Annotated in this window: 14 protein-coding genes, 2 pseudogenes and 1 other annotated feature; of the genes and pseudogenes, 12 read left to right on the forward strand and 4 right to left on the reverse strand. The window is 39.3% G+C overall.

Annotated elements, in window-relative coordinates; all coding sequences use genetic code 11:
- Positions 1-60: 60 nt before the first annotated feature.
- Entirely contained in the window at positions 61-840 is a 780-nt protein-coding gene (locus tag NSQ44_RS04825) for an alpha/beta hydrolase (protein WP_340855323.1), read from the forward strand.
- 35 nt (positions 841-875) lie between these two features.
- The gene (locus tag NSQ44_RS04830; RefSeq protein WP_063386578.1) at positions 876-1,955 is read left to right on the forward strand and encodes a tetraprenyl-beta-curcumene synthase family protein; all 1,080 of its coding nucleotides are present in this window, start codon (positions 876-878) and stop codon (positions 1,953-1,955) included.
- A 31-nt stretch (positions 1,956-1,986) separates the two neighbouring features.
- On the opposite strand, the gene NSQ44_RS04835 is transcribed toward NSQ44_RS04830, so the two are convergent.
- On the reverse strand, positions 1,987-2,562 hold the full coding sequence (locus NSQ44_RS04835; protein ID WP_066249456.1) for a class I SAM-dependent methyltransferase: 576 nt from the start codon (positions 2,560-2,562) through the stop codon (positions 1,987-1,989).
- Positions 2,559-3,524 (reverse strand): TIGR01212 family radical SAM protein, encoded by a 966-nt coding sequence (locus NSQ44_RS04840; RefSeq protein WP_066249458.1) that lies wholly within the window; start codon positions 3,522-3,524, stop codon positions 2,559-2,561. Before NSQ44_RS04840 ends, NSQ44_RS04835 begins: the two co-directional genes overlap by 4 nt.
- Positions 3,525-3,682: 158 nt before the next feature.
- Between NSQ44_RS04840 and NSQ44_RS04845 the strand changes: the two genes are divergently transcribed.
- The 8 genes and pseudogenes from NSQ44_RS04845 to NSQ44_RS04880 all read left to right on the forward strand — a co-directional run.
- Complete coding sequence (locus tag NSQ44_RS04845) at positions 3,683-3,946, forward strand: YtzC family protein (RefSeq protein ID WP_063386581.1); 264 nt, start codon at positions 3,683-3,685, stop codon at positions 3,944-3,946.
- 454 nt (positions 3,947-4,400) lie between these two features.
- Positions 4,401-4,790, forward strand: a complete 390-nt coding sequence (locus NSQ44_RS04850; RefSeq protein WP_063386582.1) for a GntR family transcriptional regulator — start codon at positions 4,401-4,403, stop codon at positions 4,788-4,790.
- Between the two features lie 476 nt (positions 4,791-5,266).
- Entirely contained in the window at positions 5,267-6,418 is a 1,152-nt protein-coding gene (locus tag NSQ44_RS04855) for a diglucosyl diacylglycerol synthase (RefSeq protein WP_063386583.1), read from the forward strand.
- Positions 6,419-6,507: 89 nt separating this feature from the next.
- Positions 6,508-6,728 (forward strand) — a binding site (T-box leader).
- Positions 6,729-6,795: 67 nt separating this feature from the next.
- Entirely contained in the window at positions 6,796-9,210 is a 2,415-nt protein-coding gene (leuS, locus tag NSQ44_RS04860) for a leucine--tRNA ligase (protein WP_340855325.1), read from the forward strand.
- Positions 9,211-9,240: 30 nt separating this feature from the next.
- Positions 9,241-9,561: a rhodanese-like domain-containing protein gene (locus tag NSQ44_RS04865; RefSeq protein WP_063386585.1), complete on the forward strand. Its 321-nt coding sequence runs from the start codon at positions 9,241-9,243 to the stop codon at positions 9,559-9,561.
- A 666-nt stretch (positions 9,562-10,227) separates the two neighbouring features.
- Positions 10,228-11,685 (forward strand): group II intron reverse transcriptase/maturase, encoded by a 1,458-nt coding sequence (gene ltrA / locus NSQ44_RS04870; RefSeq protein WP_232515578.1) that lies wholly within the window; start codon positions 10,228-10,230, stop codon positions 11,683-11,685.
- A gap of 251 nt (positions 11,686-11,936) precedes the next feature.
- A complete protein-coding gene (locus NSQ44_RS04875; RefSeq protein WP_327855806.1) occupies positions 11,937-12,122 on the forward strand; it encodes a sporulation protein Cse60 in 186 nt (61 codons plus the stop codon).
- 515 nt (positions 12,123-12,637) lie between these two features.
- A pseudogene (locus NSQ44_RS04880) lies at positions 12,638-13,195 on the forward strand (NAD(P)-binding protein); the annotation flags it as partial.
- Between the two features lie 1,057 nt (positions 13,196-14,252).
- Here the strand turns inward: NSQ44_RS04880 and NSQ44_RS04885 are convergent.
- Positions 14,253-15,131, reverse strand: coding sequence for an IS982 family transposase (locus tag NSQ44_RS04885; RefSeq protein WP_340855327.1), 879 nt, complete (start codon positions 15,129-15,131; stop codon positions 14,253-14,255).
- Between the two features lie 122 nt (positions 15,132-15,253).
- On the opposite strand from NSQ44_RS04885, the pseudogene NSQ44_RS04890 reads away from it, so the two are divergent.
- A pseudogene (locus NSQ44_RS04890) lies at positions 15,254-15,376 on the forward strand (IS3 family transposase); the annotation flags it as partial.
- A 43-nt stretch (positions 15,377-15,419) separates the two neighbouring features.
- Here NSQ44_RS04890 and NSQ44_RS04895 read toward each other — a convergent pair.
- Positions 15,420-16,694 carry a BaiN/RdsA family NAD(P)/FAD-dependent oxidoreductase gene (locus tag NSQ44_RS04895; RefSeq protein ID WP_340855330.1) on the reverse strand — a complete coding sequence of 425 codons (1,275 nt, stop codon included), beginning with the start codon at positions 16,692-16,694 and terminating at the stop codon, positions 15,420-15,422.
- 208 nt (positions 16,695-16,902) lie between these two features.
- Here NSQ44_RS04895 and NSQ44_RS04900 point away from each other — a divergent pair, with 208 nt between their 5' ends.
- A complete protein-coding gene (locus tag NSQ44_RS04900; protein ID WP_340855332.1) occupies positions 16,903-18,516 on the forward strand; it encodes a putative polysaccharide biosynthesis protein in 1,614 nt (537 codons plus the stop codon).
- Positions 18,517-18,519 lie beyond the last annotated feature (3 nt).

Below are 18,519 nucleotides of genomic sequence, written 5' to 3' on the forward strand. Positions count from 1 at the left end.
ATCCTTTTCTTTTTTTCATATTATAACAAATTTTCCGTCATGTTCGGAAAGGAGTTAATTATGTGGAAATGGGTAAGTTCTAGTCCTAAAGCTGCGATTGTCATCATTCATGGAGCTTTAGAACATCATGGACGTTACAAATGGCTGATAAAAAAGTGGCAAACAAACGGATACCATGTTGTCATGGGGGATTTGCCAGGACAAGGAAATTCATCCTCCAGACGGGGACATGTCCAATCGTTTGATGAATATATTGATGAAGTTGACCGTTGGATCAGGGAGGCTCAATCTTTCCAATTGCCGCTTTTTTTGCTGGGGCATAGCATGGGCGGTTTAATAGCCATACGTACGCTTGAGAGAAATAAAATTCCGTTAAACGGGGTCATTTTATCTTCGCCATGTTTAGGAATTTTGCAAAAACCGAGTAAAGCGCTCGATCTTTTGGCAAAAGGATTAAATATTTTCGCGCCTAGGGTACGCTTTGATTCCGGTTTGACAGTTGAGATGGCAACGAGAAATAAGGAAATTCAAGACATAACCAGAAACGACTCCCTTTACGTAAGAAAAGTTTCTGTGCGCTGGTACAGAGAGCTTCTTCATGCTATTGAACTAGCATTTCAGCAGCTCCCGCAGTTTCCAGATGTCCCTCTTTTCGTCATGCAGGGAGGAGAAGACAAAATTGTTGATAAATCAGCAGTTCAAAAATGGTATAGTCAGTTGAATCTCACGGAAAAGAGCTATAAAGAATGGGAAGGACTATATCACGAAATTTTTAATGAACCGGAAAGAGAACTTGTTTTTCAAGATGCATTGAGATTTACAGAAAGCCATTTAACATAAATACTGGATTTTACAATGAAGAGGTGAGTTGATCTTTGAGTATACCTGAACACCCTATCAGCCTTATGTCAAGAGTTTATAGGGAAATTCTTCCGACCGTCCATTATTACTTAGATGGGTGGAAAAAAAAGGCTGAGGAAATACCGAATCCTGAATTGAGAAAGCAGGCGCTTGCAAGCATAAATACGAAGGCATTTCATTGCGAAGGAGGAAGCATTTTAGCGCTTTTGTCGAACTCTCATATAGAGGAATGTATAGAGTTTATCGTTGCTTATCAAACGATTAGCGATTACTTGGATAATTTATGCGACAGAAGCACTTCTTTTGATCCGGAAGATTTCCGCATGCTGCACCAATCAATGAAGGATGCGCTGTCGATTCATGCAGAATTAAAAAATTACTACCAATTTCGTGAGGACCAAGATGATGGCGGATATTTAAAAGAGCTTGTCATGACATGCCAAAGAATGCTGAGCCAATTGGAGAACTATCCGGTTATAGCTGGCTATTTGATGGAGCTTTGCGAATATTATTGTGAACTGCAAGTACATAAGCATGTAATAGAAGAGGAAAGAGTGCCAAGGCTAGTACAGTGGTTCGAACAATATAAATCTTCCCTCCCGGATATGCGGTGGTATGAATTTTCTGCCTGCGCTGGATCGACATTGGGCATTTTTTGTTTAGTCGCCTATGCATTTCAGCCCAGCTTTAACGAAGCGATTGCCAAAAAAATTAAAGATGGTTACTTTCCATATGTGCAAGGGCTTCACATTTTATTGGATTACTTTATTGATCAAGAGGAGGATCAATTGGAGGGCGATTTAAATTTTTGCAGTTTTTATGAAAGTACATCAGAAATGATGGAACGATTAGCTCATTTTGTACATGAAGCGGACAAAAATTTAAAAGGTATTCCGAACGAAAATTTTCATAAATTAATTAACCGCGGATTGCTCGGCATTTATTTATCTGATGACAAAGTATTAGTACATAAAGATTTAGGAAAGCTGGCTAAAAAATTAATAAAAAAAGGAGGAACAACCTCCGTTTTCTTTTATGTGAATGCTAGGGCATATCGAACGTTCCGAAAATGGAATTTGATTAAATCTTCTTGATGGATAAAGCTAGCCGGGATATTATTCCCGGTTATTTTGCTTTTTCGATTGCTACAATAAACGGAGGGGAATTTTTTTGGTTTAAAAACCGGTATTCAAGTACATGAGCAGTATGTTGATCGATTTGTTCGGCAAATTTAAGAAGCTCATCTCTCTCACGTTTTCCTTCCGGATGGCCGTGATAAACGACCAGCACGATCATTCCACCGGGTCTTAGTATGGATAAAAGCTGCTTTACTGCTTCAATAGTTGATTCTGGTTTTGTCACAATGTTTTTTTGGCCACCGGGCAAATAACCGAGATTAAACATCGCACCGGCGATATGATTGTGATGTTTTTTCGGAATCGTATTGAAAATGTCATCATGGCTGGAATGAAACAAAGTAACACGGTCGATTAAACCGGATTCCTTCAACCGTTTTTTTGTCTCTTCAAGCGCTTGTTTTTGAATATCATATCCAAACACATGACCTTGTTCGCCAACGAGTTGTGCTAAAAAGACGGTATCATGTCCGTTCCCGACTGTTGCATCAATAACGATATCGCCGTTTTGGACAGCGGAAGCCATCAATTTTTTTGCAAATGGAAGAATGCGAATGAGGTTCATTTTGACATCACTCGATCTTTTGTATAATACTTCCCTTGGTAGCTGTTTCGTTTTTCGAGTTCGGCATCAATGGCATTCAGCACTTCCCATTTGTTAACGCTCCACATCGGCCCTATCATTAAATCGATTGGACCGTCGCCTGTAATGCGATGAACGATCATTTCGGGAGGCAGTACCTCTAGTTGATCGCAAACTAATTGTACATATTCATCAAAGGATAAAAAGCGCACCATCCCTTTTTCATATTGCTTAACCATCGGTGTACCTTTTAACAAATGGAGCAGATGAATTTTAATTCCTTGAACATCCAGCTTAGCAACTTCTTTTGCAGTTTCCATCATCATATCGTACGTTTCAAGCGGAAGACCGTTTATGATGTGTGTGCAAACTCGGATTCCGTGCTTTCTGAGCTTGTTAACTCCTTCCACATAACATTCATAATCGTGCGCACGGTTAATTAAATCAGCGGTCCGCTGGTGAACGGTTTGCAATCCTAATTCAACCCAAAGATATGTCCTCTCATTTAATTCCGCCAAATAATCAACAACATCGTCAGGCAAACAGTCAGGCCTTGTAGCAATGGACAAACCGACAACTCCTTCGAGACCTAATACCGTTTCATATTTCTCACGAAGAACTTCCACGGGTGCATGAGTGTTTGTAAATGCCTGAAAGTAAGCAATATACTTTCCGTTTTTCCATTTCTCATGCATTTTGCTTTTAATGTCGTGAAATTGCGTAACAAGATCATCAGCTCTGTTTCCGGCAAAATCGCCCGACCCTGCGGCACTGCAAAACGTACACCCGCCATGTGCTACCGTACCGTCGCGGTTTGGACAGTCAAATCCTCCGTCTAAAGCAACTTTAAACACTTTATCTCCAAATGTATTTCGTAAATGGTAATTCCATGTATGATACCGTTTGTTGTCATTCGTATACGGAAATGGATTGTGGTTCGCCAATTCCTACTCCTCCTGTTTCGATATACTATCAAGACATTTTACCATGATTGCCAAACCAATCTCAAATAAGAATTTACCAGCTTTTTTCATGATGGAGCTTGCAGAAATAGCGAAAAATACAGTTGATGAAGAAATTCTTCATCAAGGAGGGGATTTGTTTGGCTACTAGACAATCCGTGGAAGAGTGCATTCAACATTGCCAGCAAGCATTGGAATATGCAAATGAGCAATATATTGAAGGACTGAAACAGGAGCATTACAATGATGAAGAATATACAAATGCACAGCAAAAGCTTCAAGATGCGCTTGCAGAAGTGGAAAAACTCAGTTTAAGCGCAAATGACCAGCAGCGGGAGCAGCTTCACCGCATGCGCCTTCAACTGCAGCACCTTCAAAATGAGATGATTTTGCTCGATCATTAAAATTCCAGGGCAAAGCCTGATTGTAGGCTTGCCCTTTAATTGCAATTATGATTTTTCATTTATTCTTTAGCCGATTTGATCTTATATATAAATTTGCATAGGGAAAGAATGGTTTTTGGAATAAAAACGAAAATATAGAATAAAAATATCTTTCAACAGATTGCGCAATTACCGATATAAAAGCTCGGCTCAATGCGAATGAACGATTACATTTTCAAACAAAATCGGGATCAGTTTGTTGAACATCAGCCAAACTTCTAGCAAAAGCTGCTATACGACTATGTACATCATAATTTTTCCCTAAGATCAAGAGCCCCCGAACGAGTGAAATCATTCAGTGTTCTTTATATGCGGAATCAGAAATGTTGATTGCATCTTTTCTGTATTATGTGTACTATATAATGTAGTACACATAATACAAAAGAGTCCTTTTTGTAAGAAAGAAGGGTATTTGATGTTTGAAATTGACCCGAGAAGTGCCACTCCGATATATGAGCAGATCATAAAAAAAATGAAAGAACTATGTATCAAAGGTGTGTTAAAGCCTGGCGATAAACTGCCCTCTGTAAGAGAGATGTCTTCCATGATTATCGCTAATCCTAACACGGTTTCAAAGGCTTATAAAGAGCTGGAAAGAGAAGGCTTGATTGAAACGCTAAGAGGACGGGGGACATTTGTATCGAAAATGGTGCAGAAAAAGCTGGATGAAGAGAAAATTGAAATGATTAAAGAGGAGCTGCGGCAAATTATGATCGACGCATTTTATGCAGGAATCAGCTTTGAACAAATATACCAATGGATGAAAGACATGAATAACGAATTTGCCAATGCTTTTCATAAATAAAGTTTAGCAAAGAAAAAGTATTTGAACCTCTGCAGCGTGAGTTTCAGCTTGTTTGGCTAAAACGGTTCAGAAAAGATAAAGGAAAAACTTTGTTCGGAGGGCATATCTTATTCTTCTCGGTGTTATTCATGCAGTTTTGGCTGCCCATTAGCTAGGTAAAAAATCCCCGGAAAAACGGCATAAATTCAATTAAACCAATGCGTATCGGTAAGATTCTTGTATGAACCATGCGAGTAAACGGGCAGAATTATTTTTTGTTGGACATTAAAAAATCCCAATCCATATATTTGTCATTTTAGCTATTGCAACCAACAAAAAAAACGAAAATTTCCAGTGAAATGTAAATGTAATAAAATAATAAAGGATTTTTAATTTTTTTCTCCTAAAATTATAAATGGAAATATACATTTAAAGTGAAACTATTTTGATTTTAGTTCGTTCTAATTGTTGAGCTGCTTTAAGTTGAGGTGAATAAAATGTTAAAAGACCCAAAGATATTAATATTAACGGCAAATTACGGAAACGGTCATATCCAAGTTGCTAAAACATTGGAGCAGTCTTTGCATAAAATGGGAATCAACAACGTAAAAGTTTCTGATTTAATCAGCGAGTCTCATCCAATTATGGCAGAAATCACAAGATATTTATATTTGAAAAGTTTCTCTATCGGAAAGCAATTTTATCGGTTATTTTATTATAGTGTGGACAAAATGTCTAACAAACGCATTATGAATTTGTATTTGAAGCTTGGACACCGCAAGTTGAATCAGCTAGTAAGGGAGATAAATCCTGACATCATTATTAATACATTTCCTATTTCCGTTGTGCCAGAATACCGCACGCGGACAGGCGTGTTCATCCCGACTTTTAATGTGCTGACCGATTTTTGTCTTCACCGAGTATGGGTTCATAAAAACATTGATAAATATTATGTTTCGTGCGACGATGTGAAGGAAAAACTGACAATGCTCAACATCCATCCAGCGCTTGTCAAAGTAACTGGAATTCCTATTCGGCCGCAGTTTGAAGAAAAAATGGAAACGATCGATTTATATAAAAAATACAATTTGGATCCGAACAAGAAAACTTTGTTAATTGCTACAGGCGCTCATGGAGTTTTAAAAAATGTAAAAGACTTGTGTGAATCATTTTTTACACGAGATGACATGCAAATAGTCGTTGTATGCGGAAATAACCAATCGCTGAAAGATGAGCTTGAACCGCTTCAGTATATTCACCCGGATCGAATAAAAGTTTTTGGCTATGTCGAAAGAATCGACGAGCTCTTTCGCATTTGTTCCTGCATGATAACAAAGCCTGGAGGGATTACTCTCAGCGAGGCGGCCGCATTAAAAGTTCCGCTTATTCTCTATAAACCTGTTCCGGGGCAGGAAAGGGAGAATGCCGATTTGTTTGCAGCAAAAGGGGCGGCGGTTGTCATCAATAAGCTTGAAAAAGTTCAAGAGACGGTCAATGATTTATTTAACCACCCTGAAAAAATGGAAAAAATGAAAATGAGCATTGCTGAATTATATAGACCAAACGCTGCTGACACGATCTTGCAGGACATTTTAAATGAAGCAGAAATGCTGCTTGATTCAAGCTTGAAAGGGTCTGTCAATTATTAATTATTAGACTGAAATCCAAATTTTTCGACATTGACTTGCATGAACTCATAAAATTCATTAAAATAACAATATGATAAGTGGATGAAAAAGCAAGAACGGTGAAAAGGATCAGTAGTGGATAAAGGCGTCTAGAGAGTTGACGGAAGGTGAAAGTCAATCGTTGTTTATTCACGAACTCCCCTTTGAGTTGCGGGTGTGAAATGTATTCCGGTACAGACTAATGCCCGACGTGTTTCCACGTTACGGAACAGAGTGAGTGCATTTGCGCTAATTTGGGTGGTACCGCGGGAAATTGTCTCTCGTCCCTTCGTCGTGGGGATGGGAGTTTTTTTATTATTTGACGCTTATACATATATATAGCAAAGGAGGATTTTTACATGTCTTACAACCATCGTGAGATTGAGAAAAAATGGCAAGATTATTGGCTAAAAAACAAAACATTTAAAACAGAGGATGATTCCGATAAACCGAAGTTTTATGCATTGGATATGTTTCCGTATCCTTCGGGAGCTGGTCTTCATGTAGGACATCCTGAAGGTTATACGGCAACCGACATTTTGGCGCGAATGAAACGGATGCAAGGATACAATGTTCTCCATCCGATGGGATGGGATGCATTTGGACTTCCGGCTGAGCAATATGCTTTAGATACCGGCAACGATCCTGCGGAATTTACGAAAAAAAATATTGATAATTTTCGCAGACAAATTCAATCACTAGGATTTTCCTATGATTGGGATCGGGAAGTAAATACAACTGATCCGGAATATTATAAATGGACACAATGGATTTTCTTAAAGCTTTATGAAAAAGGACTTGCTTACATTGATGAAGTGCCCGTCAACTGGTGCCCGGCACTCGGAACTGTTCTTGCAAATGAAGAGGTCATCGACGGAAAAAGCGAACGGGGAGGACATCCTGTTGAACGCCGTCCGATGAAACAATGGGTGTTAAAAATTACCGCATATGCTGACAGGCTGCTGGAAGATTTAGAAGAGCTTGATTGGCCGGAAAGCATAAAGGAAATGCAGCGAAATTGGATCGGCCGGTCGGAAGGTGCGGAAATTCATTTTATAGTCGATGGAACTGATAAAACCTTTACTGTTTTTACTACTCGTCCAGATACGCTTTTCGGTGCTACGTATACAGTGCTTGCGCCTGAACATCCGCTTGTGAAAGAAATTACAACCGAGGAACAAAAAGAAGCGGTGGAAGCCTATTTAGATCAAATTAAAAGTAAAAGCGATCTCGAAAGAACGGACTTGGCGAAGGAAAAAACAGGCGTGTTTACCGGAGCCTATGCTGTAAATCCTGCCAATGGAGAAAGATTGCCGATTTGGATTGCCGATTATGTTTTAATGAGCTATGGTACAGGTGCGATCATGGCCGTGCCTGCCCACGATGAACGGGACTATGAATTTGCGAAAAAATTTGACCTGCCGATTAAAGAGGTTGTCGCTGGAGGAAACCTCGAACAAGAAGCTTATACAGGAGACGGCGAGCATGTAAATTCCGACTTTTTGAACGGATTGAATAAAGAAGAAGCAATTGAAGCGATGATCAAATGGCTGGAGGAAAACAAAAAAGGACAAAGAAAAGTGACATACCGTCTCCGAGACTGGTTGTTCAGCCGTCAACGTTATTGGGGTGAACCGATTCCGATCATCCATTGGGAAGACGGCACGATCACAGCTGTTCCTGAAGAGGAGCTGCCGTTAGTGCTTCCGGAAACAGATGAAATTAGACCTTCGGGAACCGGTGAGTCACCTTTAGCGAATATTGAGGATTGGGTGAATGTCGTTGACCCGAAAACAGGCAAAAAAGGGCGGCGCGAAACAAACACAATGCCTCAATGGGCGGGAAGCTGCTGGTACTATTTGCGCTATATTGACCCGCACAATTCAGAACAATTAGCTGATCCTGAAAAATTGAAAAAATGGCTGCCTGTGGACATTTATATCGGCGGGGCTGAGCATGCTGTTTTACACTTGCTGTATGCCCGTTTCTGGCATAAATTTTTATACGATATCGGAGTAGTTCCGACGAAAGAACCGTTCCAAAAATTGTTTAACCAAGGAATGATCCTCGGCGAAAACAATGAAAAGATGAGCAAATCAAAAGGAAATGTCGTCAATCCTGATGAAATCGTTGAAAGCCACGGAGCGGATACTCTCCGTTTATATGAAATGTTCATGGGTCCGCTTGATGCATCCATTGCATGGTCAACAAAAGGACTCGACGGCGCAAGAAGATTTTTAGATCGTGTATGGCGGCTGTTTGTAATGGAAAATGGCGAGTTGAATCCGAAAATCGTCGATGAACCGTCTCAAGAGCTTGAACGCATTTATCACCAAACAGTGAAAAAGGTAACGGAGGATTATGAAAATCTGCATTTTAACACAGCTATTTCGCAACTGATGGTATTTATTAATGAAGCTTATAAAGCGACAATTCTTCCGAAAGAATATATGGAAGGCTTTGTAAAGCTTTTATCGCCGGTTGCTCCGCATATTTGCGAAGAGCTTTGGGAAAAACTCGGCCATTCTGAAACGATTGCTTATGAATCGTGGCCGGCATGGGATGAATCAAAGCTTGTCGAAGATGAAGTGGAAATTGTCATTCAAATCAACGGAAAAGTGCGGGCAAAGCTGCTTGTACCAAACGATGCTTCTAAAGAGGAAATGGAAAAAATCGCGATGGATGATGAAAAAATAAAAGAACAGCTTGAAGGCAAAACCGTTCGTAAAGTGATTGCTGTTCCTGGCAAGCTTGTCAACATCGTAGCCAATTAAGCTTGAATATCAATGAAAGGATGGCCATTCATGGTAAAAGAAATCACACCAAATGATCTCAAAACGAAGCTTGAAAACGGCGAAACATTAGACATTATTGATGTCCGCGAGGAAGAAGAAGTAGAAGAAGGCATGATTCCACAAGCAAAACATATTCCGATGGGAGAAATCCCTGACCGCATTGAAGAATTTGATAAAGAAAAGGAATATATTTTCGTCTGCCGCTCAGGAAGAAGAAGTGAAAATGTTTGTTTATATTTACAGGATCTTGGTTTTAATGTCATCAATATGGTTGGCGGAATGCTCGAATGGACAGGGGAAACCAAACCGAAGAGCGAGATAAAAAAATAAGTGGAAAAACCGCGCTTATGTAGGCGCGGTTTTTTCCGTGCGACGGGCAGTCGTACTTTGTGTAGGGATTCTACACTGAATGAGTCGTTAAAGGCTGGAGCACGATACCTATGGTAAACACGGCTCTGAATAACCTGGAAGACTCATTTTTTTCTCGAAGGTGAAAGTCCTTCCACTGGAGTGCTGATACAACCAGTGAAGACTAATCTAGGGCATCATCGTGAGGTGGTGTCTGAAGGAGATGCGGAAAGTCGAGAGACCCGTAGTCGGTTAGGCAGACCCAAATGCATAAGCGTGAAGCACAGCGGCAGGGTAAGTTGACGACCATGCGGAAATAATGGGAAGTCCTCTACTGAGAGTAGTGGTCTCTGTTCGATAAATCAGCTGAATAGAGATGGCTTATCAAGTGATGGTGCTGGGTATGCTTATAAGGAAGGTACGATGACCCCGTGAGGTCTCCATTCTACCTTAGGGACATCCATCTATAAGGGCAATCCGAAATGATGAATGTGAATGGAGAAGTCAGACGTTCCCATAGTACGGAAGTAGTATTTGGACCAAACCAAGTATGAACGGAAGGGGAACGACCTTGTGGCTCTACATCTGTAAAGGTGTGTAATGCGAACAGGAAACGATACTGCGGTAAAAACGAACTGAATGTACACAATGAAAGGTGTGGAATATGCAATGAACCGTGCGTTAACTTTAAAATGGCATAGTATTTATGGACAAATTCTCTTTGACAGGAAATTAAAAGCAGCCTGGGATAAGGTAGAAGCGAACGGTGGGTCTGGCGGTATCGATGGTGAAACGATAGACAGCTATCGATATAACTTAGATGAGAATCTAAACTCACTTTTACAAAAGTTAAGAAGAAAAGAATATAAACCTTCCCCAGTAAGAAGACATTACATTCCAAAGAAGAACGGCAAACTTAGACCTTTAGGAATCCCTAACATTGAAGACCGAATTGTCCAACAAGCTCTAGTAGATGTGCTACAACCGAAATTCGAAAATGGCTTTTTCCATAAATGGTCATGTGGTTATAGACCAAATCTAGGCGCGAAGCGCGTCCTACAAATAATCATGGCTAATATCGAACAAGGATATAACTACATTTATGATGCAGATATCAAAGGCTTCTTCGACAATATTCCGCATAAGAACTTAATGAGAGTGTTAAACAAATACATTGCGGATGGAACGGTATTAGACATGATTTGGAAATGGTTAAAAGCTGGATACATGGAGGAAGGAAAATACCATGCAACAGCTTCAGGAACACCCCAAGGGGGTGTCATTTCTCCACTACTTGCCAATATCTATCTAAATGAGCTTGATTGGATGTGGGCTGAGCACAATTTTCGATTTGTCAGATACGCAGACGATTTCCTGGTGTTTGCTAAAACAGAGGAAGACATCAAGAAAGCTGCAGAAGTCACGAAAGAGAAACTAGCGGAACTCGGTCTTGAACTCTCATCGGAGAAAACGAAATTTGTAGATTTCAATAATGACGATTTTGACTTCATAGGGTTTACATTTGAACATTGGCGAAAACGCAAAAAGGATGGTAAACCATACTATATCGCTAAACCAAAAGATGCAACTTGGAAAGATTTTCGTCAGAAAATAAAAGCAAAGACAAGGAAAACACTCACACTCAGCAAAGAGAAATGGCTTGGGCAGGTTAATCCAATCATTCGAGGCAAGGTAAACTATTTTCTGACGATCTATGAAGCAATTAAGGCAAATGCACAATTTGGATTTAAAAGTTCTTGCTTCTTTCAAGCATTTGGAAAAGAGTTATTAGCGATAGATGGTTACATACGAAAAAGGTTAAGAGTTGCCATGATACACAGTCATCCAAATCAAAGAAAAGGACATCTTATGAAAACAAAATGGAATAATGAATTCTTTGCGAGGATAGGTTTAATACCAGCATATTGGTATTACTATCATAAAATTTATGGATTTACTTTAGAAAATTACATTCAACGTATGAAAGAAAAACAACGAAAAGAACTCGAAAGACGTAAACAAAGAGCGAAAGAAGAGGGTCAAGAGTTTTACACTCCTGACCGTGTCCGTAAAATGCAATATGCGCAAAGGTTAGCGACGTATTAATTGTAACACATTGGTAAGCCGTATGCCTTAATAGGGCACGTACGGTTTGATGAGGGGGTAGCCTTGAAAGAGGTTACCCTACTCTATTTATAAAGGAAGATTAGCGTGGCAAAAACAGTAAACCATACCGCATGTAATACCCTCAAAATCCCCATAAAAACTGCCGACATCCCTTTATTAAAAGTGTCATATTTGTACAAGCATAAAAGTATATTGGAAGCAACGAGATAAATAAAGGGAGTGTGAAGAAATTGAGCTATAAAGTCGCCATTTTTGACGAAGAGCATGAAAAAGATTTAGAAGAGGAAGTGAACGCTTTTTTAACTGCGCTTCCAACTCAAAAATATATCGACATAAAATATCATGTAGCGGTAACATGCGATCAAAAAGGTGAACAAATTTACTGTTTTTCAGCGATGATTATTTACAAAGAATAAGAAGACTTTCACATTAATAATGAAAAGTCTATTATATTTAGTAAGAATGTAAACAGAATTAAACGTGAAGCGTTGGTTGATTGTAATTTTAGAGAATCTTCGTCAATGCATCAATGTTCGCATGCGCTCCAAGTAGTTGCTATGCCCAGTGGATCTTGAAAGCTTATAAGCACTGATCCAGATAGGAAACACTTTATAAATTGTACCTGATGTGAGAAAGTCGAATAAAACTGAAATGATCGCCATCGTTTTGCAGGATGGAAGACGGACTAACTCATGAAAAAGCTATTTAAAGCAAGCTTTAGACCCGTTTGAAAATCCTTGTTTATGGGGAATCTAGGTCTTTTTTTATTGGAAAAAAGATTTCAATGCCGTTCCGAAGCGACCGCACGAAAAAAAGGATGACCAATTTTTTTAAGTTATCCTAGAACCTTTTGAAAGGAAAAAACGCTTCGCATCAACCAGAAATTGTAAGCGCTAAGACAAAAAAGGGTGATCATATGTACTACAGTGCGATGTTGAATATAAAAGGAAAAAAGACAGTCGTTGTCGGTGGAGGGAAGGTAGCGGAAAGAAAAATAAAAGCTTTGCTCGATGCATGTGCTGATATAACGGTTGTCAGTCCCGATCTATCAGATCATCTTCTTCGAATGCATCAAGAAAAAAAAATATCGTGGAAACAAAAAACGTTTGAAAAAGACGATGTAAACGGTGCGTTTCTAGTCATTGCGGCAACGAATGAAAGGGAAGTTAATGAGCAGGTCTACCAGTCATGTGAAGCACATCAGCTGATCAATGTAGTGGATGCACCTGAAAAAAGCAATATCATTATGCCGGCAACATTTAAAAGGGGCGATTTAATCATCAGTGTATCAACGAGCGGGAAAGTTCCGGGGCTCGCCAGAAAATTAAAAAATAATTTGGCAGAGCAGTTTGATGAACATTTTGCTGACTATGTTGAATTTTTAAAGGAAGGTCGAAAACGTGTCTTAGAAGAAATCAACGACCCAGAGCAAAAAAGGATTGTTTTACATCAATTATTAGACAAGAGCTTTTTAGAAGCTTCAAATGAAGAACGGTATAAGCAGCTGGAAATGCTTTTGAATGCGAACAGGTCTAGCGAATAGCTAAACCGGATCGCACATGGCCGTTCAACGGGATAGCGATTTGTGCAAAAAAAGAGGCGCCCTAAAAGTCAGCTGCTCAGTTCATAAAAAACGTCCTTTCTGTAAAATTGGGCTTGTCACCTTACATTTTACTAGATAGGACGTTTTTTGTGTGTTTTTTAAAAAAAGAGTAAGTTATCCTGACTTTTTAGACAGACCCATCAATTTATGCGCTTTGAATTAAAAAGGTAAGGTTTAAAAATGCAATTTGATACTATGATATCCAAAACGTTCCATTTAATACCATGACATTAAATACGGATTAATTAGGTTCTTTAGTTATAACTGTTATTGTCACTAAAACTAAGATGGAAATTATAAATAAACCAATTGTAATAAAGGTATCTTTGAATAAAAAACTAGTGAATGCAGTCCATAATAATATTCCTATTGATAGAACTAACATTGGTTTAAAATTTTTAATCTTAACTAAATAATACAAAAGGAAAAATATCGGATATGTGTATCCAAGGAAAATTAGGGCATTTATTCTATCAGTCTGTATAGATAAATCAAAAGATGTGATTAACATAAAAATCGGAATACTAAACACTGCTAATAATACGGATTTGTTACCATTCATTAGAATTATCCTCTTTTCATATTAAATTATACCATTATTATACTATTTTGAGACAAAAAATGTTAAATATGTATTTTTTTGATATTATACTATTGTATTTAAAAATATAAGAGTAAGATGAAATGATGTCTTTAGCATTCTAATAATAATAAGCTAGTGTTTTACACGTTAGTCAAAGAAATTCCTTCTATTTGTGGTAAACATTATTTACTATATAGTGATCGAGGATTTCAATTTACTTCACATGGATTTAAAGGAAGGATTGATCAAGTAGGGTTAACACATAATATGTCTCGTGTTGGACGATGTATAGAATAATGGTCCAATGGCATCCTTTTGGGGAACAGTAAATGTGAAAATACCCATGGTGCTAGTTGAGCGTCAACGCTCAACTAGCCCAAGAACAACGAGCGAATAGGCCAATAAAATGGCATCAAGCGCCGTTTCAAATCCAGAGATCGAATTGGCGCGAATTTTCGTGATCCGAAATGAATCCACTAAAACCGAGAACGCGGTTTCGACGATTTTGCGTTTTCGCTTCATCCATTGTTTCCATTCTTTTGATTGCACCACACGTTGATTTTTTCGGGCAGGCGTCCAAAAAGCGATCTTGTATTCATCGTACAGCTTCTTTTGCAGGGCTTGGCTCACATATCCTTTGTCGCCAAGTGTATATGGATGAGGAAGTTGAGTCATCACTGTTTCCGCAGCTGTCCGATCGTGGCAGGATGCCTCGGTCAGGACATATCCCATCGGAAGCGCTTGGTCGGTAATCTGAAGATGAAGCTTAAACCCATAGTAAACCATCTTTTTGGATGCACAATACCCAATATCTGCGATTCCTTGAAATCGTTTGACGCGATACATTCGTGCGTGGTGGCAGAGTTCAATGGGTAAGCTGTCCACTACCGTATAAGCGTGATGTTGTCCACGTTTGGCGAGTTGGTGACGAATCCATTTGATCGCCCAACGCAAAGAACGGCATCGACGGTTGTATCGAGAGCGCTCTAGGAACTTTTCCTTGGTGAACAGGTTTCCAATGACAAATCGATGCCAAGCCCGTTCCGAAGTAAAACCCAGCAATTTTCCAAGAACGTGAATGGCGATGATAACCTCATCCTCTTGCTTCAACAAATGACGATTTCGACGTTGCAAATACATCTGAATACAAGACAGTTGTGCTGATACAACGAATAAGATCGCGGTATATTGCTTTTGAATTTTTGCTTGGTTTATTGTAAAATGAAAGTGCTCTTGCATGGAACTTCTCCTTTTGAATGTTTGTTCGCACTTTCATTTTAAAGGAGATCCTCATGCAAGGGCTGTTTTTATGTCTCGAGATTTTATCTAGCACCACGGGTTGAAAATATTATTTACATAAGTACGATACATTTGAAGAGCTAAAGAATGCGATTGACGAATACATCCAATTTTACAATTACCATCTTTATCAAGAAAAATTAAACGGTCTCAGTCCTTTGGAATATAGAGCCAAGACCGCTTAGATCAACTTTTATTATTTCCACTGACTACTTGACAGGAGGCAGTTCAACTTATCGGTTCGCCCTTTTCTACGTAACGGCTTGCGTACAAGCCAGCCAACCGTCCTGTTACGAGCGCAGCCGTGATGTTGTAGCCGCCCGTGTAGCCGTGAATATCCAATATTTCGCCGCAAAAATAAAGCCCGTTCATTAGTTTAGAGGCCATCGTCTTTGGATCGATTTCCTTTATAGAAACGCCTCCGCCGGTCACAAACGCTTTTTCGATTGGGAGCGTGCCGTTTGCTTCGAAGCGGAAATCTTTCACTAAGCGGACAAATTGGCGCAGCTTATCTTTTGAAAGCTGGGAATATGTCATCGAATGATCGATTTCGGATTCCTCCAGCAAAAATAGCAAATATCGTTCAGGCAAGAAACCTTTTAATACATTTTTAACAGCCTTTTTCGGTTCGCCTTTCAATTTAAGCAAAATATGCTGAAAAAGATTTTCTTCATTTTCAGTAGGAAAAGCGTCAATTGACAACGTCACCGTTTTTTCTTTTTTCAATTGTTTTACAACAAATTGGCTGCATCTTAGTGCAGCTGGACCTGATACGCCAAAATGGGTAAAAATAAAATCCATTTTGTGCGTAATAATTGGTCTGCCCTTTTGATTCAACACACTTAAAGCCGCATCTCTTAACGACAGGCCTTGCAATTGTTTTGTTCGGATAAACGGTTCATTCGAAGTAATCGGAACTTCAGTTGGAAATAATTCCGTCACAGTATGACCGGCTTTTTTTGCCCACACGTATCCGTCTCCAGTACTTCCGGTATGAGGGACAGATTTTCCTCCTACAGCTACGATAACAGCTTTGGCAGGAATAAAGGTTTTATTTTTCAACCAGATTCCTTTTACTTTGCTTTCACTGTATTCGATGTTTTCAACCGGATGATTTGTTTTAATTGTAACGTTCAGCCTTTTCAGTTCGGAAAGTAGCGCATTGACTACGTCTTGAGCTCTGTTTGATACTGGAAACATCCGGCCATGGTCTTCCTCTTTTAAACGAACTCCAAGGTTTTCGAAAAAGCGTATAATGTCTTCATTATTAAATTGCGAAAAAGCGCCATACAAAAATCGTCCGTTGCCGGGAATATTTTTGATAATTTCTTCAATTGACCGGCGATTTGTTACATTGCACCGTCCGCCACCGGAGATCGCCAGCTTTCTTCCTAATTTTTCTCCTTTATCGACTAACAGCACGTTCGCTCCGTTTTCAGCGGCGGCGATGGCGGCCATCAATCCAGATGGTCCCCCTCCAATTACTGCTACATCATAATTCATATTCTCACAACCTTTAAGAAGTTGATGTTGCTTGTCCAATTTATTCGTACTTTTAGATTGATCCTAGTTTCGTCTACATCCTAGTCTTATATCATTATAAAAAGATGAATTTTTGAATTCAATGAGTGGTGACTATATCTTAGTTCCTAGTGAATGTGGTAAAATGTTATAGTTGAAAATTTTTGTTAGAAACAATGGTGAGCAAAAGATGTCGGATAAATTATTAAGAGGGACGTTTATTTTAACATTAGGTACATATATTTCAAGGATTTTAGGAATGATTTATGTCATTCCGTTTTTCGCGTTGGTTGGAGAAACGGGAAGTGCTTTGTATCAATATGGATATGTTCCGTATACGATTTTTTTAAGCATTGCGACAATGGGATTTCCTATGGCCATTTCAAAATTTGTCGCAAAATATAATTCCATTGGTGATTACGAGACAAGCCGCAGAATGTTTCGATCTGGGATGCTGTTTATGCTTCTTGGAGGAATTTTCACTTGTTTTATTTTATTTGTGACTGCGCCTTTCTTTGCGGAACACCAGCTTGGCCAACAGGAGCTGCAAGGTGTGACAGTTGAGGATGTCACATATGTTATACGAATGGTCAGCCTTGCGCTTATAGTTGTTCCGATCATGAGTTTAATACGAGGTTTTTTTCAAGGGCATCAGTCAATGGGCCCGACGTCCGTTTCCCAAGTAATAGAACAGCTAGTGCGCATCATTTTTTTGCTTGTTTCCAGCTATATCATTTTAAAAGTATTACATGGCGATATCATTACAGCGGTGGGTTATGCGACATTTGCCGCCTTTGTTGGCGCCATCGGCGGGCTGTTCGTCCTTTTTTTGTATTGGATGAAAAGAAAAAATTCCTTATTGGCGATGCAGGAGAACAAAATTGAACCTTCCGGCATTTCTACGAAGCAAATGTTTCTCGAGGTGTTCAGGTATGCCGGTCCGTTTGTATTTGTCGGACTAGCTATTCCTTTATATCAATTTGTCGATTCTTTTACGTTTAATAAAGCTATGATTCAGGCGGGAGAAGGCGAAAGAGCGCAAGAATTATATGCCATGGTCAATTTTTTAGTGAATAAAATTGTCATGATTCCTGTTTCTTTAGCAACCGCTTTTGGCTTAACGCTCGTGCCGGCCATTACAAATGCGTTCACGAATCAAAACTTTCCGTTTGTTAGAAGACAAATTGACCAAGCGTTTCAAACATTAATGTTTCTCGTTCTCCCTGCATCCATTGGGATCATTATTCTTTCCGGACCAATCTACATGTTTTTTTATAATGACAATGAAACAGGTGCGAGCATTTTAGCTGCCTATGCACCGATCGCTTTGCTTTTTTCTTATTTCACTGTTTCAGCCGCCATTTTGCAGGGGATTAATAAACAAAAATTGGCTGTCATTAGCCTTGCATTCGGTCTTCTGCTAAAAATTTGTTTAAACAGCTGGCTTATCACGCAGTTTGGTGCATACGGTTCGATTATGGCAACTGCGATCGGGTTTCTTGGCTCGCTCATATACGGATTAATGATGATTCGCCGTCATACAGGCTACTCGTATAAAAGATTTTGGAAAAGAACAATATTTACGGGAATTTTGGTCATCTGTATGTCAATTGTCGTTGTAGCGTTTTCCTCTCTCTTCACTGTCTTTTTTGATTATCATGCAAGTAAAACAAATGCCGCCATCATGGTTGGAATTGCTGCATTATTAGGAGCAGGCTCGTATTTTTGGCTGGCTAAGCAATCAGGATTCCTAAAAGTTATTTTTGGAACTAGATTTTTAAGTAAGAGGAAGGAAAGGGGGTAGATA

The organism is Aeribacillus sp. FSL M8-0254 (genome assembly GCF_038008845.1).
Lineage (GTDB): Bacteria > Bacillota > Bacilli > Bacillales > Aeribacillaceae > Aeribacillus > Aeribacillus composti.